This window comes from Hyphomonas sediminis, assembly GCF_019679475.1.
Lineage (GTDB): Bacteria > Pseudomonadota > Alphaproteobacteria > Caulobacterales > Hyphomonadaceae > Hyphomonas > Hyphomonas sediminis.
The window spans coordinates 868044-891883 of record NZ_JAIEZP010000001.1 but is presented as its reverse complement, the minus strand read 5'-3'; the positions used below and the strand labels follow the sequence as shown (position 1 = coordinate 891883).

The following is a 23840-nucleotide window of genomic DNA, read 5'->3' as shown; positions in this document are numbered from 1 at the left end:
AGGGGATGATCCGGCGCCTTCTCCTGCCCGCCCTGATGGCGGTTCTGGCTGCCTGCGGCGAGGCGCCTGCAGGCCCCTGCCAGACGCGCACCTTCGAAAACCTGCCCTATCTGGTGTGCACCTTCGATACGGCCGAGGACGACATCCGCCTGTTCCTGCGGGACGAGACGGGCGCGCCCTATGGCCAGTTCGACCGGCTGGCCAATCATGTCGCCTCGCAAGGGGGCCACCTGATCTTCGCCATGAATGCGGGCATGTATCACGACGACCGGCGCCCCGTGGGCCTCTATATCGAAGAGGGCGAAGCGGAGATGGGCCTCGTGCGCTCGGCCGGGCCGGGCAATTTCGGGATGCTGCCCAATGGCGTGTTCTGGATTGATGGCGACACGGCCGGCGTTTCGGAAACGCTCGCCTTCGACGAACAGTTCAAGGATGCCCCGCCCCGCTTTGCCACACAGTCCGGCCCGATGCTGGTGATCAAGGGCGAGCTGCACCCGGCGCTGAACCCCGACGGGACAAGCCTGCGCCGGCGCAATGGCGTGGGCGTCAGCGCCGATGGGCACAAGGTGTTCTTCGTGATCAGCGAAGTGCCGGTGAACTTCCATTCCTTCGCGCGGCTGTTCCGCGACGAACTGGACGCGCCCGATGCGCTCTATCTCGATGGGGCGGTCTCGAAGGTTTATGTGCCGGCGATGGAGCGCAGCGAGTCCGGGCTGGACATGGGGCCGATTGTCGGCGTCATCCGGAAATGAAGACGCTCGCCCTCTCCGAGGACCGCCGCCAGCGCCTGATCGACCAGCTGCGCCTGATGTTCTCGCAGGAATTCGACATCGCTCTCAGCCCGTTTCAGGCCGGTGAAGTGGTGGACCGGATGACGGCCCTGCTCGGCCCGGCGGTGTATAACGAAGCGGTTCAGGATGTGCGCCAGCATTTCCAGCGGCGGCTGGATGACCTCGACGGCGAAGTGTTCGTGGACGATCCGGGCTGATGCGTAAGCTGAGCTTACGATTGGGATAAGCTGGTTGCAGGCGGGCGGGCGCGTTCATATCTGCGCGCCAGACGCTGAAGCAAGATGCTGAACGAAGAGGAAAGACGATGACCACACTCTATGGCCTGAAAAACTGCGACACCTGCAAGAAAGCCCTCAAGGAGCTGGAAGCAGATGGCAAGGCGGCAGACTTTGTGGACATCCGCACGGAGGCGGACCTGCCCTCCAAACTGCCGCGCTGGATCTCGGCCGTGGGCGAGAAGCTCGTCAATCGCAGCTCCACCACCTGGCGCAACCTGTCTGACGCTGACAAGGCGCGCGCCTCCGGCGTGAGCCTGGAGGGCCTGCTGCTGGGCAATCCGACGCTGATCAAACGCCCGGTGATCGAGCAGGGCGGCGAGGTGTTCGTCGGCTGGAGCGCGGAGACCAAGGCGCGGCTTGGCTAAAGGCGGCGGCGCCCTCCCCCTTCAGGGGGTGTTCCTGAAACGCTGGCCCGGCCTATACTTCCCGAAGACGCATCGGGAGGCTTTCAATTCATGCGCATTCTGCTCGCCACGCTGGGCCTGTTGGCTGTTTCCCTGAATGCGGCGGCAGAGTGCCCGGCTGACGCGGAGCAACGCCTCTATGACATGATCCAGGCGATCCAGCTGGGCGAGCAGTCCGATGCGGCGCCGGTGGCCGAGCTTGCCGAATGGGCGGTGATGACCTGCCCCACCCGCTCGCATGCGCAGGCGCTGGCCGCGACGCTGCTGACCGCCGTGATCCCGTCATCGGCCATTCCGGGCACGATGCAGGACTATCTCGCCCTCGCTGAAACCGCGATCCGGCAGAACGACTATTCATGGAACCCCAAACTGGGCGCGGCGATCCTCAAGAACCGCGATGGCAGCACAATCGACTATTACGGTTATGCCCAGGCGACGAGCACGCTGCTGAATACCGTCCTGCCGTACGCGGCCATGCTGGCGCAAAATGGGCATACCCCCCGGATGCTTTCCGGCGAAGCGTATGCCGTCTGCCCGTATGCGGACCATTCTGCCGGCCGCCTGACGGAAGAAGCAAACCTCTGGAACACGAATGTGGAGGGCAAGTCCGATCAGGCCCTCTATGCGCTGGCCGAGACGCGGCTGACGAAGCTGCGCGCCGCCTGCCCCCTGCACCGGCGCGACCTGGAATACGCGCTCGCCCGCCTCTACGGACAGGAAGTCGTCCGCCTCAGCGAGTGGGGCTATCACTATTCAGAGCTTCAGCCGTACAAGAATGGCGGATGGTTCTGGTCGAATGCCAGCCTCAACACCTCAATCTTCGATGAGGACGAGATGAAGGCCAAGAAGGCCGAGCTGGACGCCCGCGCGCGCCCGCTGGCCGGCAAAGCGAAGCCGCATCTCGACGCGTTCCTGAAACTGGCGCCGCTGGGCACCAGCATTGATGACGAGCGCCGCCGCGAAGCGGCTATCTGGCGGACCGCCGGGGAAAAGCTCGCGCCTTAACGCGGCCCGGCCATCAGTTCTCGTCGCGCTCGTTGGCAATGTCGGCGGCGATGTCCTCGACGGCAGCATCGGTTGCGGCAGCCACCTCACCGGCGGCCTGCCCGGCCCCATCGGCGGCGGCCCCCCTCGACAAGCCGAAAAATCATCATCACCGCAAAGAAGCAGGACCAGCACGGCGGTCAATATGGCGTGGAATGCTTTCATCTTGCGTGCCCCATTGGCCGCTTTTCGCTTAACCATACGCCTGCCCCGCAGAAAGGTCCCCGCGCGCGCTTTTCACCTGCCGGAAACCGCGCTAAGGTCTGCCGATCCGAGGGGCGCGCACGGAAAGCGCTGAGATGGGGCCGATACCGCTCCAGCACCCTTTGAACCTGATCCGGGTCGCGCCGGCGTAGGAACGGAAACCGAGACGCTAAACGCTCCCGGGTCTTCACAACTGTTTGGAGACCCACATGAACAAGCCCACCAAATCCGGCGATTTCGACGCCCCCAAGGTCACGACCGGTGCCCTGCCTGCCAGCCGTAAGGTTTACACCCAGCCCGCGCCCGGCATCAGCGTGCCCCACCGCGAGATTGATCTTCATCCGTCGGCGAACGAGCCGCCAGTGCGCGTGTATGACACCTCCGGCCCCTATTCGGACCCGGCGGCCGAGATCGACGTGGAAAAGGGCCTGCCCCGAAACCGCCGCGACTGGGTGATCGAGCGAGGCGGCGTGGAGGAGTATGCGGGCCGCGAAGTCAAACCTGAAGACAATGGCGGCGCCACCGGCAAATATCTCGCGCGTGAATTCCCGGTAAAACACAAACCGTTGCGCGGCCTGAGCCGTATCGACAAGATCGACTGTGCGTCATCGCCCTGCTCACTGGATATGGACCCGCCGGTCAATGCTGAAGGCAGGCCCCTGGTGACACAGTATGAATTCGCGCGTGCCGGCATCATCACCAAGGAGATGATCTATGTGGCGGAGCGGGAAAACCTCGGCCGCAGGGAAGCCCTTCCCGGCGCAGCCGCGCAGATCGAGCAGGGCAATTCCTTCGGCGCGGACATTCCGGAGTTCATCACACCGGAATTCGTCCGTGACGAGATTGCCCGTGGACGCGCCATCATTCCGGCCAACATCAACCATGCCGAGCTGGAGCCCCAGATCATCGGGCGCAACTTCCTTGTGAAGATCAACGCCAATATCGGCAACTCCGCCGTCGCCTCTTCCGTGGAAGAGGAAGTGGAAAAGATGGTGTGGGCGACCCGTTGGGGCGCCGACAATGTGATGGACCTTTCCACCGGTCGCAACATCCACAACACGCGCGAATGGATCATCCGCAACAGCCCGGTTCCGATCGGCACCGTGCCGATCTATCAGGCGCTGGAGAAGGTGAACGGCATTGCCGAAGACCTGACCTGGGAAGTCTACCGCGACACGCTGATCGAGCAGTGCGAACAGGGCGTCGACTATTTCACCATCCATGCAGGTGTACGGCTGGCGTATATCCACCTCACCGCCAAGCGCGTTTGCGGCATCGTTTCGCGCGGTGGATCGATCATGGCGAAATGGATGCTCGCCCATCACAAGGAGAGCTTCCTCTACACCCATTTCGAGGAAATCTGCGACATCATGCGCGCCTATGATGTTTCCTTTTCCCTCGGCGACGGTCTGCGCCCCGGCGCGATAGCCGACGCCAATGACGCGGCGCAGTTTGCAGAGCTTGAAACCCTTGGTGAGCTGACGAAGATCGCCTGGGCGAAGGGTTGCCAGGTGATGATCGAGGGGCCCGGTCATGTGCCGATGCACAAGATCAAGGTGAACATGGACAAGCAGCTGAAGCTATGCGGCGAGGCGCCCTTCTATACGCTCGGGCCGCTTGTAACCGACATTGCCCCCGGCTACGATCATATCACGTCAGGCATTGGCGCGGCGATGATCGGCTGGTTCGGCACGTCGATGCTCTGCTATGTGACGCCCAAGGAGCATCTGGGCCTGCCTGACCGGGACGATGTGAAAGTCGGCGTGATCACCTATCGCCTGGCCGCCCATGCCGCAGACCTGGCCAAGGGCCACCCGGCCGCGCAGCTGCGCGATGATGCGCTTTCAAGAGCGCGGTTTGAATTCCGCTGGGAAGACCAGTTCAACCTGGCACTGGACCCCGAAACCGCCCGCGACTTCCACGACCAGACCCTGCCGAAAGACGCGCATAAAGTGGCCCATTTCTGCTCCATGTGCGGCCCGAAATTCTGCTCCATGAAGATCACCGCCGAAGTGCGCGACTACGCCGCCGGAATGTCCGAGAACGAACGGATGGACTTGGAGAAACAGGCCGCCGAAGCGAAGAAAGGCATGGAGGAAAAGTCGAAGGAGTTCCTCGACAAGGGCGGAGAGATTTATCTTTCCAAGGATGGAAGCAAGCGCGAGCCGATCGATTGATCGGCCTGCAGCATCCCGCAAAAATTCCCTGAAAACTCAGAAAATACAAGGACGGCCGCGATTTTTTCGCGGCCATTCATTTTACGTTCAAGCCTTTTGGGTCAACCGGGACAGGCACAAAGCTGGAGGGAACCCATGAAAACTGTCTTTTTTGCCGCGCTCGCCGCCATCGCCGCCTGTGGAACCGCATCTGCTGCGCCGGGCGTGCATGTTCGCGACACCTGCTATGTGAAGGTTGATGCCGGCACGGTCGTTGCGGGCTATTGCGATTCTGCAGGCGTTTCCTGCAGCACCACCGACTCCTCCTGCACGATCGACGGCTACAGCATACCGGGCGAGCAGATGAACGGCAAACTCCGCGCTGAGAAGGGCGTGAACGTGCTTCAGCTTACGGATGATACGCCGGTTGGCGAGGCCGAAACAGTTGGCCGCGACATCGCCCGCCCCGCCACAACTGCCGCCGATACCTTCAAATACCGCCGCCTCGAAGACGACAGCAAGCTAGAGCTTCCCGTGGGCGACGAAGTTGACGCCGGTGGCCCCTGCCCGCCTTCGGGCTGTTAGGGCGGCGCCGCGTCGCCAAGCGCACTGGGCGGCAAGAAGGCGTGCTCCTTCTGGAACGCCCCCTCCCGGCCTCACGCAGGCATGGCAGCCGCTCAGCCGCCAAATTCTGCGCGCAGCTTTGCGAGCGTGGCTTCGTCATTCTCCGCCAGCACGATGATTTCCTGATAGCGTGTGGGGGTGAGCCCTTCCTTCTGGATGGCGGTGACGATTTCCTTCTCCGCCTTGGTCTGGAGGCTCGCCACATCCTCCTCGGTTTTGGCGCCCTGCAGCTGGGCGCTCATCTTATTGGCGACTTCCGTCACCTTCTTGTTGGCGGCCACAAACTGGGTGGCTTCCTTGTCGCTGAGCGGGGCGATCTGCGTAGCGGCTGTAGCGGGCTGACCCGCCTGCTGGGCCATGGCGACGCCGCTGGTCATGAAGACCGCCGCCGCGATCAGGGATACATATCGTATACGGATGTTCTGGGAAGTCATGCCAAGTTCTCCTCTTCGTCTCCCCCCCTTCGGGCATCTGCCCTCGTGCACAAGAAAACAAAGGGTGCCTGGCGGCGCAATCTCGAGAAGCGGCAAACACCCCCAAATGAGGGCATTGTAATTTAAGCTTCTGTCATGAACATCCGGACACAAATCATGTGTCCGGATGCCGCGCCTTCAGCCCGCGGCGACATTCGTCGGCGGGAACGCGCCTGCCCGGCTGAGCGCGGAAGCGACCGGATGGCCAAGAACGCCCTCTAGCCATTTTGCCGTTTCGATCAGCTTTGCCAGATCCAGCCCCGTTTCATAACCGGCCCGCTCCAGCATCCAGACGACATCTTCGGTTGCCACATTGCCGGTTGCCGCCGGCGCGAAGGGGCATCCGCCAATGCCGCCGCAGCTGGCATCGATCACATCCACGCCCGCCTCCACGGCGGCAAACACATTGGCAATCCCGGCGCCGCGCGTATCGTGGAAATGCATGCGCAGGAACACGTCGGGCGCTTCCATCCTTACCCGGTCTATCCGCTTGCGCACATCCCAGGGCGTGGCCGCGCCGATCGTGTCGCCAAGGGCCAGCTCCGCAACGCCTGCGCGTTGAGCCTGCGCGGCGAGGCTGCCGACAACGGCGATGTCGACATCACCGGTATAGGGATCGCCAAAGGCGACGGAGATGGTGGCCGAGAGGGGAATGCCCGCATCGTGGATCAGCGGGGCGCACCTGACCAGCATATCAGCGCTTTCCTGCGGGCTCATGCCCTGATTGCGCTTGCCGAAGGCCTCGCCAGCCACCAGCACGAAATTGATTTCGTCCGCCTGCGCCTCAATGGCCCGGCGCACACCGGTTTCATTCAGCGCCAGGGCGATATGCCGGGTGGGGCGTGACCGGTCGAGCCCCGCGAACACCGCCGGCGAGTCCGCCATTTTCGGCACCGCCTTCGGGCTGACAAAGCTGCCTGATTCCATGCGCTTCACGCCTGCCGCTTCCAGCCGGGCGATGAACTCCAGCTTCTGCGCCACGGTGAGGTTGGCCGGATCATTCTGCAGCCCGTCGCGCGGGCCGACTTCGACGATATCAATGCGGCGGGTCATCAGGGGGCCTACTTTCCGGTGAAGGCGGGAGCGCGCCGCTCGACAAAGCTCGCCACCCCTTCCTTGAAGTCATGCGTCGCAAAGCTTGCTTCCATCTCTGCGTCCGCCACGGCGAGGGAGGCAGCGTAAGACTGGAAATAGCTTTCGCGGATCTGGCGTTTCATGATGGCGACCGAGCGCGGGGAAACCTGCGTGGCCAGATGCCGGGCGGTTTCGGCCACAAAGCCCATCAGTTGATCGCCGGGCAGCGCCTTGTTCACCAGGCCGAGTTTTTCGGCTTCCGCTCCATCGAACTTGCGCGCCGTGAAGAGAAGGTCCAGCGCATTGGCCTCGCCCACGAGGCGGGGCAGCTGCCAGGCGATGCCATGCTCGGCAATCAGGCCCCGCTCGGCAAAAGCGGTGGTGAACTTTGCCTCGCTGGCGGCGTAGCGCATATCCGCAAACAGGGTGAGGATCAGGCCGATGCCCGCGCATGGCCCGTTGATCGCCGCAATGATCGGCTTGGGGCAGGCAAACATGTGGCCGAACCGGCCGGGGAAGGTCTTCTCAAGGCCGGTGGGCTCGGGCGGGCGGGTTTCGGCAACGGCTTCTGCATGGCCCTCCCCCGCGCTCGCCTGGATAGATTGCAACCGGTCCATATCCGCGCCTGCGCAGAAGCCGCGCCCGACGCCCGTCAGCACAATGCAGCGCACGGCGTCATCCCGCCCGCCTGCGCGGATGGCTGTCTCCACCTCTTCCTGCATCGTGCCGGTCCATGCGTTCAGCCGCTCCGGGCGGTTCAGCGTGATGGTCAGCACGCCGTCTGCGGTGGATGTCAGGATCTGCCTATAGGCGCTCATTGGCTCTCTCTCCCCATTTCGTTGCGGCCAGTCTAGCCCCCTTTACCGTCGATGGGCAGGCCGAATTCGGCCCCGTCTGGCTGCTTGACTTCGCGCCGCCCATGCGCGACCGCTCTGCCCCATGACCCGCTTTCTCCCTCCCCTTTCTGGCAGCGCGCAGGACGAGACGCCAGAGATGCGCCCACGCTTCGACGCCAACGGCCTGATCGCAGCCATCGCGCAGGACGCCGTTACGCATGAAGTGCTGATGCTGGCCTGGATGAATGCCGAGGCGCTGCAGAAGACGATCGAGACCGGCCGGGCGACCTACTGGTCCCGGTCGCGCGGGGAAATCTGGGTGAAGGGCAACACCTCTGGTCACATTCAGGAAGTCACCGAGATCCGCGTCGATTGCGATCAGGATGCCGTGCTGCTGAAGGTGCGCCAGACGGGTGGCGCCTGCCACACACACCGGGAAAGCTGCTTCTACCGGCGCGTCGAGGGCGACGCGCTATCCTTCCCCGGCAAGGCCGACTAAGCTCCTCCGCAAAACGGAGGAACCCCATGCGCCATTCCCATTTTCTCATCGCCGCCTCTGCAGGCGCGTTGCTTGCCGCCTGCGCGCCAGCCAGCACGCCCGAGGCGCCCGCCGAACCGGGCACTGAGGCGGCCACCGAAACCGCCTCTGAAACAAGCCCGGCGCTCTATGTCGATGTGCTTGATTGCGGTACGCTGAAGGTCTCGGACCTGGATGCCTTCTCCTCCGCTGGCGATTATGCGGGCGAGGCCGACACGCTGACCGACACCTGCTACCTCATCAATCACCCCAATGGCCGCCTGCTCTGGGATCTAGGCCTGCCGAGCATCCTGCGCCTTGCCGGCCCCGTGACTCAGGACATCTTCACCGTCTCCCTCGATGCAACGCTTACGGAGCAACTCGAAGCGCTGGGGCTCACCCCCGCCGATATCGACTATGTTGCCATCTCCCACAGCCATTTCGATCATATCGGCCAGGTCGACCAGGTTCAGGGATCAATCTGGCTGGTCCACCAGGCCGAGCTGGATACGATGATCCCGCCGGATGGGTCCGTGCCGCAGGCGAGCGCAGACCAGATCGCGCTGTTCAATGCCTTCCAGGGGCTGAAGCGCGAAGCCTTCACCGGTGAGAAGGACGTATTCGGCGATGGCAGCGTCGTGATCTTCGAAACGCCGGGGCATACGCCGGGCCATACGTCCCTGCAGCTGATGCTGCCCGAGGCTGGTCCCGTCCTGCTGACGGGCGATCTCTATCACCGCGCCAAAAGCCGCGCGCTTTCGCGCGTGCCGCGCTTCAATGCGAATGAAGAGACGACCCTCGCCTCCATGAAAATCTTCGAAGACCGCGCCAAGGCGCTCGGCGCGAAGGTTATCATCCAGCACGAGCCGAGCGACATTCAGCCGCTCGACGGCGTTATTCGCTAGGGTCGGCCAGCGCTTCGGCAGACACCGTCACGGGCCGAATGAAAATCCGGTCCTCACGGCCTGCCATTTCGCCCCGCCGGAACTCACCCGCAATCGTCGCGCTGATGCCCGCCTCGGAGAGCGCAGCGGAGACACGGCTGGCGCGGCGATGGCCAAGCGCGCGCTCATCGAAAGTCTGCGCGGCAATGGCGTTGGGAAGATAGGCTATCAGCTCCGCCTGCTGCACGCCCCAGCGCTGCATCGCCCAGACCTCATCATTCAGCTGGTCGGCTGCGCCGGGCGTCAACGTGTCTTCCGACGCGCTGAAGAGGATCGGCGTGAGCACCAGCGGCGGCGGCACGACCGAGATCGTCCAGTTGCTGAAGTTCCGGGTGAGGCCATCTTCCAGACTACGCCAGCCTGCCAGCGTGACGCCTTCAGTGGGGGCAGCAGCAAACACCGCAACACGGCTTTCAGCGTCTATGTCTGCCGCCATCAGATTGAACGGAAACGCGGCGCGCACTTCCCGCTCGGTGCGGCGCTCGACGGCGAGCGCTTCGAACTGGGACATCTGCGCGCGTAGCGGCGCGCCCAGCGAAGATTCCGCGGCCTGAAGGAAGCGCGCGGTCTCCGAGTTATTGTCATCGACCTGGATCTGATCGACAGCTACTTTCACCGGTCGGCGGAACCGCTCGGTCAGCTGGTCTGCCAGCTCCTTCTCCGCCCCCGGAACACGTTCCGATGTCAGCACAGTAGCTTGCAGCACGATACGGTGGTCGCCCCGGCGCGGGAAGGTGACATTCATGTCAGAGAGGCGCGCCTCCCTTCCCTCGAAAGGCTCCAGGACGATGTCGCGCACCACGTCACGCACCCGAGTTTCATAGGCAATGTCGCGCAAGGCAAGGCCGAGCGGGATCGATAACGCAACGAAGACACTGACGATCAGGCCGGTCTGCCAGAAAGTGTGGCGCGGACTGTGACGCTCGCCAAAGCCGTAGAAGCGCGAGAGCACGGTAACTGACAGCGCAATCGCCAGGAGGTTTGTCATGTAGAGGAAGAAGGCTCCGCCTGCGACCTGGAACTGCGCCGTGGCCAGCCCGTATCCGACAACGGCAAGCGGCGGCATCAGCGCCGTCGCTATCGCCACGCCAACGATGGTCTCGCCCTTTCGGTGGATTACAGCATAGCCGCCCGCCAGGCCGGAGAAGACCGCCACGAGCAGGTCAAAGAAGTTCGGCCGCGTGCGCGCCAGGATCTCCGGCGTCACATCCGTCAGTGGAGAGAGGAACACAATAAGGAAAGAAGTCACCAGCGCCAGCGCCGTGCCGATGGCAAGCGAAACGATAGCTCCGCGCAACGCCTTGAGCTCAAGGATCGACAGCGAGAAACCCATCAACATGATGGGCCCCATCAGCGGGGAGATCAACATGGCCCCGATGATAACCGCTGGCGAAGACAACAGCAGGCCAAGAATGGCAATGCCGCATGACATCGCCGTCATGAACAGGTAGCGGCCCGAAAGCCCGCCCTCTTCATGGACGTGATCGACAACTTCCATATGGTCGATGCTGCGGATACCGCGCCAGCGCGCGACGCGCAGGCGGCGATACCATTCCGGGCGGCGCTGCGCCTTTTGCTCTACCGTATCGGACATATGCCCTCCTCTCATCCCGGCGAGGCCGGTCTGACGCTCAATTCAGCATTCTCGCATACCCGGCCCGGAACAGGCCGGGGCAAGGTTCAGGTCAGTTGCCGCCCTCCACGAGGCGGCGGGCGATCACCATCGCCTGCACCTCTCCGGCACCTTCAAAGATGTTCAGGATACGCGCATCCTGCAGGATGCGGCTGACGGGATATTCCAGCGCGAATCCGTTGCCGCCATGGATCTGCACGGCGTTATCGGCAGCGGCCCAGGCCACGCGGGCCGCCAGCAGCTTGGCCATGCCGGCCTCAAGATCGCAGCGCTTGCCGTCATCCTTCTGGCGCGCCGAATAGTATGTAAGCTGACGAACGCCGACGAGTTCCGCCGCCATCATCACCAGCTTGTTGGCAACGCGCGGGAAGTTGAAGATCGCCTGGCCGAACTGCTGACGGTCGAGTGCGTAGCGCAGGCCGACTTCCAGGGCGTTCTGGCCGACGCCGACCGCGCGGGCCGCCGTCTGGATCCGCGCGCTCTCGAAGGTCGCCATCAGCTGTTTAAAGCCCTGCCCTTCCACGCCGCCAAGCAGGTTCTCGGATTTCACCTTGAAATTATCAAAGCCGATCTCGAACTCCTTCATGCCGCGATACCCGAGCACTTCGATCTCGCCGCCGGTCATCCCTTCGGCCGGGAACGGATTGGCGTCGTCGCCGCGCGGCTTCTCGGCCAGGAACATCGAGAGGCCGGAGAAATTGTTCGTTGCCGGATTGGTCCGCGCCAGCAGCGTCATCAGGTCGGCGCGTACCGGGTGGGTAATCCACGTCTTGTTGCCGGTGATGGAATACTGTGCGCCGTCCTCATCCTTCACGGCGCGCGTGCGCAAGGAGCCAAGGTCGGAGCCGGTATTGGGCTCGGTGAACACCGCCGTCGGCAGGATTTCACCACTCGCGATCTTCGGCAGCCATTGGGACTTCTGGTCCGCCGTGCCGCCGATCAGGATCAGCTCTGCTGCAATTTCCGAGCGGGTGCCGAGCGATCCGGTGCCAATATAGCCACGCGAAAGCTCTTCGGTGACGACGCACATCGCCGTCTTGCCCATGCCGAGGCCGCCGAATTCCTCCGGAATGGTGAGGCCGAACACGCCGAGTTCGGACATCGCATCGACCACATCCATCGGGATATAATCATTGCGCAGGTGCCAGCCATGGGCGTGGGGCTTGATACGATCGGCGGCGAATTTTGCAAACTGGTCGCGCACCATTTCCATGGTCTCGTCGAGGCCGGTATTCTCCACCGAATGGCGCGTCAGCGAATCCGGCAGCAGGCGGGCCGCCGCAGCCAGGGACGCCGGCGTCTTCCCGGAGGTAATCAGCTTGCGGATGACCGGCTCGGCAAACAGCTTGTCGGCGGCCTCAAGGCTGTCCAGCTCATGCGGACGGATGGTCTCGCCCTGGTTCATTGGAATGCCGCCAATGATCTGGGCGCAATATTCGCCGAAAAGGATCTGCGAGAGCAGCGCTTCGGCCTCACCGAACTTGCCGTCAGCGTCCAGCCGCCCGGCCCACTCGGCCACCTGGCGGAGGGTTTCCACATAGGTCACGAGCCAGGAGAGGCCATGGGCAAGGTGCTGATGGCGCTCAAACGCGGCGCGGTCAGGCTTGCCGTCGGCGCCGGCCAGCTGCGCGCGGGCTCCGGAAAGGGCCGCCGCAGTATAGGTATCGAGCGCGCGCACAGCCTCCGCAAGCGCCGGAACCAGCCCCTCGATCATCACGTCCTGCCTGTCTGTCACCGCGCTCTCTCCGTCCATGCCCTGGCTCCCTCAACTATGCCGCCGCCTCTTGGTATCGAATATGATGGGGCGGCAAGCGCTTTCTGCCACAGGAGCGTTGTGCGGCGCAACAAGGCGGGACTGACCTACAGCTTGCGGTAACGCTTGGACTGGCCGCTGACGAGGGCCCGGCCCAGAGGTTCCGGCAAGATACGTGTCAGGGTCGCCAGCGCCTTGTTGGCCACGCCCGGCACGACCACCGGCTGGCCGCGATTGACCGCCTCGATCCCCGCTTTGACGACCGGCTCAGCCTCCATCCACATCCATTTCGGCATCGACTTTGTCGCCTCACGCGTACCGTTCACATCATGGAACTCGCTCCAGGTGAAGCCGGGGCACAGCGCCGTGCAGTGGACATTCTCATGTCCCAGCGTCTTGCATTCGGCCTCGATACTCTCGGAAAACTTGATCAGCCCGGCCTTCACACTCGCATAAAGGGTGTGGCCCGCGCTACCCGGCGCATAGCCCGCGAGTGAGGCGACATTGATGATCCGCCCGAAGCCGCGCGCCGCCATGCCCGGCAGCACACGGTGCGTCAGCTCCAGCGGCGCGAGATAAAGCACCTGCAGGAAGTCTGCCTGATCTTTCCATTCGGTCGACAGGAAGGTGCCCGGCAGGCCATAGCCGGCATTATTGACCAGCGCATCAACCTGCCTGCCCTTCTCCTCGATCGCCGCCACCAGACGCGCCGGCGCGCCCGGATTGGACAAATCCTCGGGAATAACATCGACCGAAACGCCGTACCGGGAATGCATCTCGGAGGCGAGCACCTGCAACCGGTCTGCCCGCCGCGCTGTCAAAACCAGATCCCAGCCAAGCGCCGCATACTGTTTGGCGAACTCCGCACCTATGCCCGCCGAAGCACCAGTAATAAGACAAAGCCGCCTATTCATGCTCATTTTTCATGCTCGTTTTAGGAATTGTGTCGGAAATGCAACAAATGCTTGGCTAAAGTGTAGTATTAGATACGCCTTATTGTTGATTGCTGCGCTGCCCTCACCTTACGATCACTTTAGGTTTCCACAACCGCCCGCCGTATCTCCGGCAATCACGCATACGGGAGTGATCACTCAATGAAATTCAAAGCCATGCTGTCGGCCGCCGTGGCCGCCATCGCGCTTTCTGCCGTTTCTGCGCCAGCCCTGGCACAGGAACAGGAAGAAGAAAGCGCCCGCACGCTGGACGCTGTCGTAACCGTCGGTACACGCGTCGCCAACCGGTCAGCCCTTGACACAGCCGCACCGGTGGATGTCGTTTCAGCTGAAACCATCCAGAATATCGGTGTTGGCGAACTCAACCAGGCGCTGTCGGTCAACCTTCCGTCCTACAACTTTCCGCGTCCGGCACTAACTGACGGCACCGACTCCGTCCGCCCGGCAGCCCTGCGCGGTCTTGCCCCTGATCAGACGCTTGTGCTGGTGAACGGCAAGCGCCGTCACTCTGCCTCTCTGGTGAACGTCAACGGCTCCATCGGCCGCGGCTCTTCCGCGGTGGACCTCAACACCATCCCTTCACTCGCTGTTGGTGGCGTGGAAGTCCTGCGCGACGGCGCCTCGGCGCTTTACGGCTCTGACGCAATCGCGGGCGTGGTCAACGTGCGCCTGCGCGAAGCCAACACCGGCGGCGCAGTCCAAGCCTCCTATGGCTGGCGTGAAACAGAATATACCGTACCCGTCATTGCACCGTCCACTCCCGGCGTGCCTGATCCGGGTCGCTCCGTAAGTCGCGAACGCTCCGATGGCCATGTGCTGACCGTCGCGGGCTGGAAAGGTTACGGCCTCGGCGAAGATGGCTTCCTCACCATCACCGGTGAGTATAAGGACCAGAACCACACCGAACGCTCCGGCTACGACCATCGCCAACAATATCCCGGCTCCCAGCCTGCTGCTGAAGCCGAAATCAACCGCTGGAACGCCTGGACTGGCGAGCCCGACCTCGAACAGCTGAGCTTCTTCGCCAATGCTGGTTACACGCTCGGCAACGGTGTAGAACTCTATGGCTGGGGCAGCTATCAGGACCGCGAAACGGTTTCCGCCGGATTCTTCCGCCGCTCGCGTGACGATCGCAACGTCATTGAGATCTACCCGAACGGCTTCCTGCCGAAGATAAATCCAACGACTACGGACTATTCTGCTCTTGGCGGCGCCCGTTTCAATTGGGCAGGCTGGGATGTCGATGCCTCGCTGGGCTACGGCACCAACAAGATGGAGTTCCAGATCATCGACACGCTGAACCGGTCGATCGGTCCGACGTCGAAAACCTCTTTTGATGCCGGCGGCTTCGAAACCCGTCAGCTCGTCGGGAACCTTGGCTTTGTGAAGGGCTTCGCCGTTGACGGTTTCGCCTCGGATCTCAACGTCGCATGGGGTGTGGAAGCCCGCCGCGAAGCGTATGAAATCTTCGCGGGCGAGGCAGACTCCTACAGCAATGGCGGTGTGCTCATTCCGATAGGCAGCGGTGGCTGTGTCGGCGATGCTGCCCTGACACCGTTTGCAATCGCCAATGGCGGCTGTGCAACGGCAAGCGGCGCGCAAGTGTTCCCCGGCTTCCGCCCAGAAAACGAGCTGGATGAAGACCGTACCGCCGTTGGCCTCTATCTCGACCTGGAAGCAAACGTCACCGACAAGCTGCTGCTTTCGGGCGCCATTCGCGGCGAATCCTATTCAGACTTCGGCGAGGCCCTCACCGGCAAGCTCGCAGCTCGTTATGATGTGAATGACAGCTTCGCGATCCGCGGCTCGATTCAAAACGGCTTCCGCGCTCCGACGCTACAACAGCAGTTCTTCACCACCACATCGACGAACTTCATCGATGGCGTGCCCTTCGATATCACCACCTTCCGTGTGGACGACCCAATCGCTGTTGCCTTGGGCGCCAAACCACTGGACGCGGAAACCTCGGTCAACTACGCGCTGGGTTTCGTCTTCCGTACCGGGTCCTTTAACCTGACGGTCGACGGTTACCGGATCGATGTGGATGATCGCATCGTTCTCTCCGAGAACCTGACGGCGGCGAACGTCCGTGACTATCTCGAAGATCGAGGCTTCGTGGGCGCGGGTGGTGGCCGCTTCTTCCTGAACGGGGTCTCTACTGAAACCACCGGCGTGGACATCATCGCCAACTATACGTTCCCGGAAACCGATTTCGGCAAGTTCCGCGGAACGCTGGGCGCAAACTTCAACAAGACAGAAGTAACAGAGATCCCGGAAGTTCCGGTACTCTCGGCCCTTTCGCCGGCCCCGACGCTGTTCGGTCGCGTGAACGTGCTCACCTTTGAAGAAGGCGCTCCGAAGGACAAGTTCACCGGCCAGCTCGATTGGGAACACGGTCCGTTTGCAGCGACACTACGTGCGATCCGCTACGGCGAAGTTCTGGTGCCGGGGTCTAGCTCCGCAACGGACTACAACCTCAGCCCGAAAACCATTGTGGACCTTGAGGCCCGCTATAACTGGAACGATCGCATCACTATCGCTGTCGGCGCCGACAACATCCTGGACGAATACCCGGATGCGGCCCCGCTGGGTCTGAACTCGACCGGTAACGTGCCGTTCTCGACCTACTCGCCGTTCGGCTATTCGGGCCGCTTCGTCTACACGAAAGCCACCTTGAACTTCTAAGCGGATCTTTCCACTCATCAACAAACGCCGCCCTTAAGTACGGGGCGGCGTTTTCTTTTTGTGGACAGCTTGATTGCCAAGGTGCCCGCCCCCTACTCTGCAGCGCAACACGGCTAGAGGAGCCAGGCATATGTCCCAGATCACGGCCAATGGGATCGAGCTGGAATATGAAACGGCAGGCAACCCTGGCGATCCGGCAATCCTCCTGATCATGGGATTCGCCTTTCAGATGACGCGCTGGCCACCGGAGTTCCGGCAGGCGCTTGCGGACGCAGGGTATTACGTCATCTGGTTTGACAACCGAGACATCGGCCTCTCACAGGAAATGGTCGAACTCGGCGTCCCGGATATCGCCGGTGTTATGGACGCTCTGGAAGCGGGGCATGATGCGAGCCCCTTTGCTCCCTATACTCTGAACGACCTGGCCGCCGATGCCGCAGGTTTGCTTGATGCGCTGGACATAGATCAGGCCGCCGTGCTTGGCATGTCGATGGGCGGCGCAATCGCCCAGATCATGGCGATCAATCACCCGCACAAAGTCCGGCAGCTGATTACCATGATGGCGACTTCCGGGGCGCCGGGACTGCCCGCAGCCACGCCAGAAGCAATGGAAGCAATCATATCCGTTCCGGCACAAAGAACAGCCGAAGCCATCGGCGAGATTGCGATAGTCACGCAGCACGCTATCGGGTCGGCGCCCGCCCTGCGCAACAGCGCAGACACAATCCGCCAGCGGGCAATTGACGACTTCAACCGATCAGACCGCGCACTCGGCACCCTGCGCCAGTTTGCGGCCATCCGCGCCCAACCCCGCTGGCACGAGCATTTGTCCGAACTCTCTCTGCCCGCCCTGATCCTGCATGGCGAGGCAGATCCGCTCGTGCGCCTTGGCTGCGGCGAAGACATCGCCCAGCGCATTCCGGGCGCACGGTTCCGCTCTTTCCCCGGCTGGGGCCATGACCTCGCCGATGCCATGTCGGAAACACTGGCCGCCGAGGTCATCGCTTTCCTGAAGGAATGATCCGCTAGCGGATGGCCACCGGATTGATGATCGCCTGCACCGCCCCTTCCAGGCGCGGGGCGCCCAGCGTGAAGAAGAATTCCGAAACGCCATCCTCGGCGAGTTCGTGCGTTACCATGTTCTCGAGGATATAGACTCCGTTCTTCGCCAGCAGGGTGAGGTGAACGTCAAACGGCCGGGCATCTTTCTCGAACGGGATGACCTCCAGCGCCCATGTGTCGGCGCCCACGGCGACCGCGCCAAGGTCTGCCAGGTATTGCGCGCCTTCCACGCCAACGCCTGGCTCCACTGGCGACAGTTCGGCAGAGCCTTCCTGCGATTTCATCGTGCCGGTGTGGAAAAGAACGATATCCCCCTCGCCGATGCTGACGCCCGCCGCGGCCATCGCCGCATCGATCTCGGCCTTGTTGAAGGCTGTTCCGGCGGGCACCGGATCGCCAAACTGTTTGGTCATGTCGAGCAGCACGCCGCGCGTCGCAACAGGCGGCAGGTCATGCGTGCCAAACTGGGTGAGACCCGAAGTGGTCACAAAGTCCGCCACCGGAACGCCGTTATAGTAGCGATGGTCGATGCCCATATGGCCCAGCCCGTCGATCTGGCTGCCGATGCCGACATAAGTGTTGACGAGGTCGTCATTGCCCACAGCCTTGTTCTCGCCCAGCGGTGTACCCGAACCATCCGAGAGCTGAAGGATCGTCATGGAGAAGCTGCGCGGCCCATAAGCCGGCGTCTTGCGTCCGGTCACCTGGCCCAGCGAATAAGTCTTTCCGGTAGTAATGAGTTTTGCCGCTTCGGCGGTCTTCTCCGGAGACAGCAGGTTCATTGCCCCAATCCGGTCCTCCGCGCCGTAGCGTGAGGGATACCAGACTTCTTTCACTGTCGGCTTTGCGCCCGGCGCATCTAGCGCCGCTTCTTCGGCCGCCATATGCCCGCAGGCCGCCAGCCCGAGCACCGACGCCATCAGAATCTTCTTCATCATTTCCTCCCGATAGTATCTCTGGAAGAAAACCTAGCGCGGCCACGCGCGCATGCAAGCAAAGTCAGGCCCGCCCAAGGCGCCTCAGGCGCGCCGCACCAGGAAGCCTGCGCGCGGGAAGTGGACGTGGATCGTCTCTGCAATCTCGCTGACGCGCTGCAAGATGATCCGTTGGCTGTCGGCATGCACCAGCTCCCCTTCCACCCAGTCCTGCCCGTAATCATCGGGCGCAACGGCTACATGCTCGCCCGGCACAAAGCCCTGCGGCTCGTTCCGGGTCGTCGCGGCCACGAGGCGCGGGGCCGCGTCCCGAGCAATCGCGGCGGCCTGCGCGCCGGTAATGGTTTCCGGCTCCTGCCCTTCGACTTCGGCAAGACGGTCAAACCAGGCGCGCGTCAGCGGCGCGCTTTCGAAACAGGCGTCCGCGAAAGCCGGCACAGCCTGCTTCATCCACCACACATTCATATAGGCGTGCACATCCACCAGCCCCGGCTTGCCGCCGACGAGATAGAGCCCGCCGCCAGCGCCCTTACCGCCCGCCAGACGCTCTTCAAGCAGCATCAGCCGCGCGCGCCACTGGTCACGCATCATCGGCGCCACCGCTTTCATCGCGGCAATATTGAACGGCCGCCCGGAAAGCTGCTCGCGGTCCTTGATGAAGGCGTCGGGAACATTGTCGCCCATCTCGCCGAAGATCACCGCCACGGAGCACTGGAACCAGCGCCCATCCGTCCAGCCCGCCACCATCTGCGCGAGCCCCTCATGGCCCGGCAGCTTCAGCGCCACCATCGGATAGCGCGCTTCCAGCTCCCGCAGGATGATCGCCGTATCGCAATAGATATCCGCCCCGATCTGCAACACAGGAATGCGCCGATAGCCGCCGGTCAGCGCCACCAGATCAGGCTTCGGCATGATCGAGGGCTGCTCGACGCGCGCATAGGCCAGGTTCTTCAGCCGGAGCGCCAAGCGCACCTTTTCGGCATAGGGCGATGCAGGATACTCATGCAGGATAATGCTGCGGGCGTCCGCCATGTTGACCTTCTTGCCTCCCGGGTAGTGTTTTGGACCGCACATTGCGCGTGTTCCTGATTGCAGGAAAGTGTAAATTCCGCCCTTCAGGGAACGGCAAGAATCGGGTGGCGCGCGTCTTATGCCTCCGGCACACTCTCCTCATGGCTGACACTCTCTTCCCCCTCGATGAACGCGCCCGCGCTTATGACCGTATGGCAAAGGCGCTCGAATGGCTGGGCGACACCTGGCAGGACTGGCCCGATCTGGACGCCGCCGCTCGGGCGATGGGCCTCTCGCCCCACCATTTCCAGCGTGAATTCACCCGCTGGGCCGGCATCAGCCCCAAGCAGTTCCAGGGCGCGCTGGCCCATGGCATGGCCGGAGACCTGCTGCGCGAGGGCGCCAGCGTTCTGGAGGCCAGTCTCGAAACCGGCCTTTCCGGCCCCGGCCGCCTGCATGACCTGTTTATTGCCCATGAAGGGCTCTCGCCGGGCGAGGCAAAAGCCGGCGGAAAGGGCGCGGACCTGATCCTCGGCAAAGCGCCGACCCCCTTCGGCCTTGGCGCCTGGCTGATCGGCCCGCGCGGCCTCATCGCGCTGGGCTTCATTGACGAGGACGCCGCCCCCCGCACCGGCTTCGAGCATCAGGGTCGGCGCGAGGACGACGCCTTCGCAAACCTCGCCGCCCGCTATCCCGGCGCATCAATTCGCCGTGATGATGCCGCCGCTGAACGCATGGCGCGCGACGTGTTCGAGGATGGAACGCCCCTGCCGGTCTGCCTCTATGGCACGCCCTTCCGGCGGCAGGTCTGGCGCGCCCTGCTTGAGATTCCTGCCGGCGAAACTCGAACCTATGGCCACCTCGCCCAGAAAATCGAGGCGCCCAAGGCCTCCCGCGCTGTCGGCGCGGCGGTGGGCGCCAACCCCGTCAGCTGGTTTATCCCCTGCCACCGAGCCCTTGCGGCAGATGGCCGGCTGCATAACTATCATTGGGGTGTGGCCCGCAAGCGCGCCATGCTGGTATACGAACGCGCCCACAGGGTCTGATGCCGCTCCGGCCGGGCCCTCTGCGGGCCAGTTTACGTCTTGGAGCGTTGTTCCCGCCCATGTGGCTCTATTACGTCCTCATCGCCGCCGTCATCGCTTGGGGGCTGCATCTAGCCTGGCGCTGGAAACAGACACGCGATTTCGCGCCCCAGCTCCTTGCCCTGCGCAAGGAAAGCGGCGAGCTGCCGGTCAGCGTCAGCGAAGCGGAGTTCACAGATCTCTATGTCCGCGCCGAAGGACCCCGCGCAGGCACCTACTTCTTCGCCTGCGGCGCCCTTTTGACCTTCGGCCTCGGCCCGCTGGTGGCCGTGTTCAACATGGCCTGGGATGCGTGCTGGCAGATGACCGGCGGCTCGCCGGTGTTCGAGCAAGGCACCCTGATCCACACATTCAGCATCTTCCTGGCATTTATGGGCACCGCCGTCGGCCTGCTCGCAGTGGCGCTGCGGCGCTTTTATGCGCTCACTCCGCCCAATCTGCGCCAGGTCATCCATAATCTGAAGGAAGCCCATTCATGAGCCCAGAATTTCTCCACACCATGGTTCGCGTCAGCGACATTGACGCGGCCAAGCGTTTCTATTGCGACGGGCTCGGCCTGCAGGAAATCACTCGTTACGACAACGAAGCTGGCCGTTTCACGCTGGTCTTCCTGGCCGCCCCGTCAGACATCGCCCGCAATGGCGGCGTGCCCGAAGGCGTCTCGCCGACTTCCCTCAACATCCCGATGGTAGAGCTCACCTGGAACTGGGATGAGAAGGATTATGACGGCGGGCGCAATTTCGGCCACCTCGCCTATCAGGTGGAAGATATCTACGCCGCCACCCAGCGCTTTGCCGATATCGGGGTGACGATCAATCGTCCGCCCCGGGATGGCCGCATGACGTTCATCCGCTCGCCCGATGGCATCTCCATCGAGCTGCTGCAGAAAGGCCCATCCAAACCCCCGCAGGAACCCTGGGCCAGCGCCCCAAATGTTGGGGTGTGGTAAGATCAAGCCGGAGGGTCGCCCCTCCGGCTTTTTTCTTGGAGCAAATAAAAAAACGGGAATAAGCGACCTGATCCCATCAGATCGCACGTCGCCCTAGTTCGCGGCCGGAACTTCCGGCAGGTCAAAGCTGTAGGCAAACCGGTCCAGCGGCTCGGGATTGCCTGTCTGGTAGGTGTCGACCTTCACATGGCCGCCCTTCACCGTGAACACGCGGAACAGCGGCGTGTGCTGCGTTTCATCGGGAATCTTGGTCCGCTCCAGCGCCGGAATGTGCAGGTAATGCACATGGCCGATCTGCTTGGAATGATCCGTCCGGTCCATATCCATGTGCAGGTCGCCTGAGATCACGGCCGCCAGGTTCGGTTGGGCCACGACTTCCGCAAATTTCGGATTCTCGATGCCCTTCTCGGCATTCTCCGGGTACACACCAACCTGCGCGCTGTGCACCACCAGGAACACCGGCTTCGGGCTGGCTGCGCGGACCTGGTCCAGCATCCATTCGACGCCTTCATCCGTAAACTGCCGGCTGAAATCGGGCGAGGCATAGACCATCACCACCGGCCCGCGGTCCTGCACATAGCTGCGGCTGTCGATGATCGCCTTGCCTTCGTTCCAGCGATTGGCGAAATCTATGAAGCGCGCTTCGCTTTCGTTGAACTCTTCATTGCCCATGATCGGGAAGAAAGGCAGCGTCAGGGCCTGCAGCACCGGCGTTGCCGCCTCATACTGCACCAGCGTGCCCTTGTGCGCGATGTCGCCCACGCCGACAACGAAATCGATTTCCTTTTTCTCCGCCAGAACATTCACGTCAGCCACAGCGGCGGCAACATTCGGAAACTCGGCGAGCGGCTTGGGCTCAGCGTCTCCCAGCACGGCGAACGCAACGCGGTCTTCCTGGGGCGGAACTTCCGAAGGGCTGGCGCAAGCCGCGATCAGCAGGATGGCAGCGGCCTGCGCAGCAAAGGCTGCACGCTTCAACATTGCGGGACGCAACAGGGTCATCAGAATCTCCCGGGTTTTCTTGAGCAGGAACCCGGTCTCTTAGGTAATCATGCCCAGCAGCGGGATGAATTTTTTCTGACATCGAGTCCGCAAAGGATACGTCTTTCTGGATCTTCCGCCCGGCCAGCATGGCCCCCCCCTATCCAACATCGCCACCCCCCTCCCCGCGTCATCCCGGAAATCGCGGAAGCGATTATCCGGGACCCAGAATACCCAGCAGTACCAACACATCCGCTGGATCCCGGTCTTTGCCTTCGGCCAAACCGGGAAGACAAACCCGCGAGATATTCCGTCAACTTATCCGGCAGGTTCCCCCGAACTGACCCAAACCCGGATGGCATACGTCAGTCCGGAGACTGATGTATGCAGAACAAGCCTCTCCACCCTCGTCACCCTCGATGGCCAAAGGCCATCTGAGGACCCATCTCCCGAACGGAGCGGAGAGTCACACCGATGACGGCAACATCCAGAAAAGCTAAGGCGCAGGAACCGCAAGCATTTACCTGCGATCAGCACCGGCCACTCAAACGGAAGGCACCTGCGCGCTCAACCGGCCACCCATGCGGATCGGCTCAACCCGGGTCGCGAGCCCTGTGCGGTCGTCAGTCTCGACATAGGTGCCGCACAGCGTGCCTTCGCCAAGGGCGGGCTGGTAACGCTCGCCGGGCAGCTGGGTCTGGAAGCGGTAGAGCGACATTTCCTTCTGCATACCAATGACCGAGTCATAGTCTCCGCACATACCCGCATCGCTCTGATAGGCCGTGCCGCCATTAAGGATCATCGTATCCGCCGTCGGAACATGAGTATGACTGCCCACCACAAGGCTTGCCCGGCCATCGCAATGATGGCCCATCGCCATCTTCTCGCTGGTCGCCTCACAGTGCATGTCCACGATCACGGCATCGGCCACCGTGCCCAGCGGCATCTGGTCGAGCGCAAGGTCAGCCGCCGCAAACGGGCATTCCAGTGCCTGCCGCATGAAGACATTGCCTTGCAGCTGGACAACGCCCACCCGGCGTCCATCGGGCAGCATGTAAAGCTCAGCCCCCTTCCCCGGCGCGCCAGCCTGGCGCGGGTAATTCATCGGCCGCAGGAGGCGCGGCTCGCGTTCAATATAGGTGAGCGCCTCACGCTGGTCCCACGCATGGTCGCCCAGCGTCAGGCAATCGGCGCCCGCGCCGAAGAATTCCTCTGCGATCTGACGGGTCAGGCCAAAGCCGCCGGCGGCGTTCTCGCCATTGACCACCACGAAGTCGAGCTTCAGCCGCGCCCGCAGGCCCGGCAGGTGATCCAGCACCGCCGCCCGTCCGGGCTTGCCCACAACATCGCCGAAAAAGGCCAGCTTCATAGTTCACGTCTCATCGCAACAGCCTATGCCTCCATTATCCCCTATTGAAAAGGGCGCGGAAGCTCTCGCCCCGCGCCCT

General features: G+C 62.8%; 23 protein-coding genes and 1 riboswitch. Of the genes, 13 read left to right on the top strand and 10 right to left on the bottom strand.

All coding sequences use genetic code 11. From position 1 onward, the window contains the following. The first annotated feature begins 5 nt into the window (after positions 1 to 5). From K1X12_RS04510 to K1X12_RS04485, 6 genes are all read left to right on the top strand, one after another. Positions 6 to 752 (top strand): phosphodiester glycosidase family protein, encoded by a 747-nt coding sequence (locus tag K1X12_RS04510; RefSeq protein WP_220986438.1) that lies wholly within the window; start codon positions 6 to 8, stop codon positions 750 to 752. Further along, positions 749 to 988 carry a DUF2164 domain-containing protein gene (locus K1X12_RS04505; protein ID WP_220986437.1) on the top strand — a complete coding sequence of 80 codons (240 nt, stop codon included), beginning with the start codon at positions 749 to 751 and terminating at the stop codon, positions 986 to 988. The genes K1X12_RS04510 and K1X12_RS04505 overlap by 4 nt, the downstream gene beginning before the upstream one ends. A gap of 107 nt (positions 989 to 1095) precedes the next feature. Further along, on the top strand, positions 1096 to 1434 hold the full coding sequence (locus tag K1X12_RS04500) for an ArsC/Spx/MgsR family protein (RefSeq protein ID WP_220986436.1): 339 nt from the start codon (positions 1096 to 1098) through the stop codon (positions 1432 to 1434). A gap of 90 nt (positions 1435 to 1524) precedes the next feature. Next, entirely contained in the window at positions 1525 to 2478 is a 954-nt protein-coding gene (locus K1X12_RS04495; RefSeq protein WP_220986435.1) for a hypothetical protein, read from the top strand. Positions 2479 to 2781: 303 nt separating this feature from the next. Continuing rightward, positions 2782 to 2893, top strand: a riboswitch (TPP riboswitch). 37 nt (positions 2894 to 2930) lie between these two features. After that, the gene (gene thiC, locus K1X12_RS04490) at positions 2931 to 4898 is read left to right on the top strand and encodes a phosphomethylpyrimidine synthase ThiC (RefSeq protein WP_220986434.1); all 1968 of its coding nucleotides are present in this window, start codon (positions 2931 to 2933) and stop codon (positions 4896 to 4898) included. Positions 4899 to 5033: 135 nt separating this feature from the next. Beyond that, positions 5034 to 5462 (top strand): hypothetical protein, encoded by a 429-nt coding sequence (locus tag K1X12_RS04485; protein ID WP_220986433.1) that lies wholly within the window; start codon positions 5034 to 5036, stop codon positions 5460 to 5462. A gap of 92 nt (positions 5463 to 5554) precedes the next feature. Here the strand turns inward: K1X12_RS04485 and K1X12_RS04480 are convergent, their stop codons facing one another. The 3 genes from K1X12_RS04480 to K1X12_RS04470 all read right to left on the bottom strand — a co-directional run bounded on the left by K1X12_RS04480 (position 5555) and on the right by K1X12_RS04470 (position 7866). After that, positions 5555 to 5935, bottom strand: coding sequence for a DUF4168 domain-containing protein (locus K1X12_RS04480; RefSeq protein WP_220986432.1), 381 nt, complete (start codon positions 5933 to 5935; stop codon positions 5555 to 5557). 177 nt (positions 5936 to 6112) lie between these two features. Continuing rightward, positions 6113 to 7027, bottom strand: a complete 915-nt coding sequence (locus K1X12_RS04475; protein ID WP_220986431.1) for a hydroxymethylglutaryl-CoA lyase — start codon at positions 7025 to 7027, stop codon at positions 6113 to 6115. An 8-nt stretch (positions 7028 to 7035) separates the two neighbouring features. After that, entirely contained in the window at positions 7036 to 7866 is an 831-nt protein-coding gene (locus K1X12_RS04470) for an enoyl-CoA hydratase (protein WP_220986430.1), read from the bottom strand. Between the two features lie 121 nt (positions 7867 to 7987). Here K1X12_RS04470 and hisI point away from each other — a divergent pair, with 121 nt between their 5' ends. Together hisI and K1X12_RS04460 are read left to right on the top strand one after the other, a co-directional pair. After that, complete coding sequence (gene hisI / locus K1X12_RS04465) at positions 7988 to 8383, top strand: phosphoribosyl-AMP cyclohydrolase (RefSeq protein WP_220986429.1); 396 nt, start codon at positions 7988 to 7990, stop codon at positions 8381 to 8383. Between the two features lie 26 nt (positions 8384 to 8409). After that, positions 8410 to 9306, top strand: a complete 897-nt coding sequence (locus tag K1X12_RS04460; RefSeq protein WP_220986428.1) for an N-acyl homoserine lactonase family protein — start codon at positions 8410 to 8412, stop codon at positions 9304 to 9306. Here the strand turns inward: K1X12_RS04460 and K1X12_RS04455 are convergent. The 3 genes from K1X12_RS04455 to K1X12_RS04445 all read right to left on the bottom strand — a co-directional run bounded on the left by K1X12_RS04455 (position 9296) and on the right by K1X12_RS04445 (position 13645). Next, on the bottom strand, positions 9296 to 10939 hold the full coding sequence (locus K1X12_RS04455) for a DUF389 domain-containing protein (protein WP_220986427.1): 1644 nt from the start codon (positions 10937 to 10939) through the stop codon (positions 9296 to 9298). The genes K1X12_RS04460 and K1X12_RS04455 overlap by 11 nt on opposite strands. A 91-nt stretch (positions 10940 to 11030) precedes the next feature. Beyond that, on the bottom strand, positions 11031 to 12731 hold the full coding sequence (locus K1X12_RS04450) for an acyl-CoA dehydrogenase family protein (protein WP_220986426.1): 1701 nt from the start codon (positions 12729 to 12731) through the stop codon (positions 11031 to 11033). A 107-nt stretch (positions 12732 to 12838) separates the two neighbouring features. Next, entirely contained in the window at positions 12839 to 13645 is an 807-nt protein-coding gene (locus K1X12_RS04445) for an SDR family NAD(P)-dependent oxidoreductase (protein WP_369426152.1), read from the bottom strand. A gap of 180 nt (positions 13646 to 13825) precedes the next feature. Between K1X12_RS04445 and K1X12_RS04440 the strand changes: the two genes are divergently transcribed. Next, positions 13826 to 16369: a TonB-dependent receptor plug domain-containing protein gene (locus K1X12_RS04440; protein WP_220986424.1), complete on the top strand. Its 2544-nt coding sequence runs from the start codon at positions 13826 to 13828 to the stop codon at positions 16367 to 16369. A 130-nt stretch (positions 16370 to 16499) separates the two neighbouring features. Further along, positions 16500 to 17390, top strand: coding sequence for an alpha/beta fold hydrolase (locus K1X12_RS04435; protein WP_220986423.1), 891 nt, complete (start codon positions 16500 to 16502; stop codon positions 17388 to 17390). Between the two features lie 4 nt (positions 17391 to 17394). Here K1X12_RS04435 and K1X12_RS04430 read toward each other — a convergent pair whose 3' ends face one another. Continuing rightward, positions 17395 to 18366 carry a cyclase family protein gene (locus K1X12_RS04430; protein ID WP_220986422.1) on the bottom strand — a complete coding sequence of 324 codons (972 nt, stop codon included), beginning with the start codon at positions 18364 to 18366 and terminating at the stop codon, positions 17395 to 17397. Positions 18367 to 18450: 84 nt separating this feature from the next. Then, positions 18451 to 19398 carry a glutathione S-transferase family protein gene (locus K1X12_RS04425; protein WP_220986421.1) on the bottom strand — a complete coding sequence of 316 codons (948 nt, stop codon included), beginning with the start codon at positions 19396 to 19398 and terminating at the stop codon, positions 18451 to 18453. A 140-nt stretch (positions 19399 to 19538) separates the two neighbouring features. Here K1X12_RS04425 and K1X12_RS04420 point away from each other — a divergent pair, with 140 nt between their 5' ends. Genes K1X12_RS04420 through K1X12_RS04410 form a run of 3 tightly spaced genes read left to right on the top strand, consistent with a single transcriptional unit; the run spans position 19539 to position 21411 of the window. Continuing rightward, entirely contained in the window at positions 19539 to 20423 is an 885-nt protein-coding gene (locus K1X12_RS04420) for a methylated-DNA--[protein]-cysteine S-methyltransferase (RefSeq protein ID WP_220986420.1), read from the top strand. 59 nt (positions 20424 to 20482) lie between these two features. Next, entirely contained in the window at positions 20483 to 20941 is a 459-nt protein-coding gene (locus K1X12_RS04415; protein ID WP_220986419.1) for a hypothetical protein, read from the top strand. Continuing rightward, positions 20938 to 21411, top strand: coding sequence for a VOC family protein (locus tag K1X12_RS04410; RefSeq protein ID WP_220986418.1), 474 nt, complete (start codon positions 20938 to 20940; stop codon positions 21409 to 21411). The genes K1X12_RS04415 and K1X12_RS04410 overlap by 4 nt, the downstream gene beginning before the upstream one ends. Before the next feature lie 93 nt (positions 21412 to 21504). Here K1X12_RS04410 and K1X12_RS04405 read toward each other — a convergent pair whose 3' ends face one another. Both K1X12_RS04405 and K1X12_RS04400 read right to left on the bottom strand, forming a co-directional pair. After that, positions 21505 to 22413, bottom strand: a complete 909-nt coding sequence (locus K1X12_RS04405) for a metallophosphoesterase family protein (RefSeq protein WP_220986417.1) — start codon at positions 22411 to 22413, stop codon at positions 21505 to 21507. A gap of 523 nt (positions 22414 to 22936) precedes the next feature. Continuing rightward, positions 22937 to 23761 carry a TIGR00282 family metallophosphoesterase gene (locus K1X12_RS04400; protein WP_220986416.1) on the bottom strand — a complete coding sequence of 275 codons (825 nt, stop codon included), beginning with the start codon at positions 23759 to 23761 and terminating at the stop codon, positions 22937 to 22939. Positions 23762 to 23840: the final 79 nt, after the last annotated feature.

Bases quoted from the DNA above. Each gene is read 5' to 3' on its own strand.
- K1X12_RS04415 (WP_220986419.1), top strand. From the start codon at position 20,483: ATGTGGCTCTATTACGTCCTCATCGCCGCCGTCATCGCTTGGGGGCTG.
- K1X12_RS04440 (WP_220986424.1), top strand. From the start codon at position 13,826: ATGAAATTCAAAGCCATGCTGTCGGCCGCCGTGGCCGCCATCGCGCTT.
- K1X12_RS04480 (WP_220986432.1), bottom strand. From the start codon at position 5,935: ATGACTTCCCAGAACATCCGTATACGATATGTATCCCTGATCGCGGCG.
- K1X12_RS04400 (WP_220986416.1), bottom strand. From the start codon at position 23,761: ATGAAGCTGGCCTTTTTCGGCGATGTTGTGGGCAAGCCCGGACGGGCG.
- K1X12_RS04455 (WP_220986427.1), bottom strand. From the start codon at position 10,939: ATGTCCGATACGGTAGAGCAAAAGGCGCAGCGCCGCCCGGAATGGTAT.
- K1X12_RS04485 (WP_220986433.1), top strand. From the start codon at position 5,034: ATGAAAACTGTCTTTTTTGCCGCGCTCGCCGCCATCGCCGCCTGTGGA.
- hisI (WP_220986429.1), top strand. From the start codon at position 7,988: ATGACCCGCTTTCTCCCTCCCCTTTCTGGCAGCGCGCAGGACGAGACG.
- K1X12_RS04405 (WP_220986417.1), bottom strand. From the start codon at position 22,413: ATGACCCTGTTGCGTCCCGCAATGTTGAAGCGTGCAGCCTTTGCTGCG.
- K1X12_RS04505 (WP_220986437.1), top strand. From the start codon at position 749: ATGAAGACGCTCGCCCTCTCCGAGGACCGCCGCCAGCGCCTGATCGAC.
- K1X12_RS04450 (WP_220986426.1), bottom strand. From the start codon at position 12,731: ATGGACGGAGAGAGCGCGGTGACAGACAGGCAGGACGTGATGATCGAG.
- K1X12_RS04470 (WP_220986430.1), bottom strand. From the start codon at position 7,866: ATGAGCGCCTATAGGCAGATCCTGACATCCACCGCAGACGGCGTGCTG.
- K1X12_RS04460 (WP_220986428.1), top strand. From the start codon at position 8,410: ATGCGCCATTCCCATTTTCTCATCGCCGCCTCTGCAGGCGCGTTGCTT.
- thiC (WP_220986434.1), top strand. From the start codon at position 2,931: ATGAACAAGCCCACCAAATCCGGCGATTTCGACGCCCCCAAGGTCACG.
- K1X12_RS04495 (WP_220986435.1), top strand. From the start codon at position 1,525: ATGCGCATTCTGCTCGCCACGCTGGGCCTGTTGGCTGTTTCCCTGAAT.
- K1X12_RS04500 (WP_220986436.1), top strand. From the start codon at position 1,096: ATGACCACACTCTATGGCCTGAAAAACTGCGACACCTGCAAGAAAGCC.
- K1X12_RS04510 (WP_220986438.1), top strand. From the start codon at position 6: ATGATCCGGCGCCTTCTCCTGCCCGCCCTGATGGCGGTTCTGGCTGCC.
- K1X12_RS04410 (WP_220986418.1), top strand. From the start codon at position 20,938: ATGAGCCCAGAATTTCTCCACACCATGGTTCGCGTCAGCGACATTGAC.
- K1X12_RS04425 (WP_220986421.1), bottom strand. From the start codon at position 19,398: ATGGCGGACGCCCGCAGCATTATCCTGCATGAGTATCCTGCATCGCCC.
- K1X12_RS04435 (WP_220986423.1), top strand. From the start codon at position 16,500: ATGTCCCAGATCACGGCCAATGGGATCGAGCTGGAATATGAAACGGCA.
- K1X12_RS04420 (WP_220986420.1), top strand. From the start codon at position 19,539: ATGGCTGACACTCTCTTCCCCCTCGATGAACGCGCCCGCGCTTATGAC.
- K1X12_RS04430 (WP_220986422.1), bottom strand. From the start codon at position 18,366: ATGAAGAAGATTCTGATGGCGTCGGTGCTCGGGCTGGCGGCCTGCGGG.
- K1X12_RS04445 (WP_369426152.1), bottom strand. From the start codon at position 13,645: ATGAATAGGCGGCTTTGTCTTATTACTGGTGCTTCGGCGGGCATAGGT.
- K1X12_RS04475 (WP_220986431.1), bottom strand. From the start codon at position 7,027: ATGACCCGCCGCATTGATATCGTCGAAGTCGGCCCGCGCGACGGGCTG.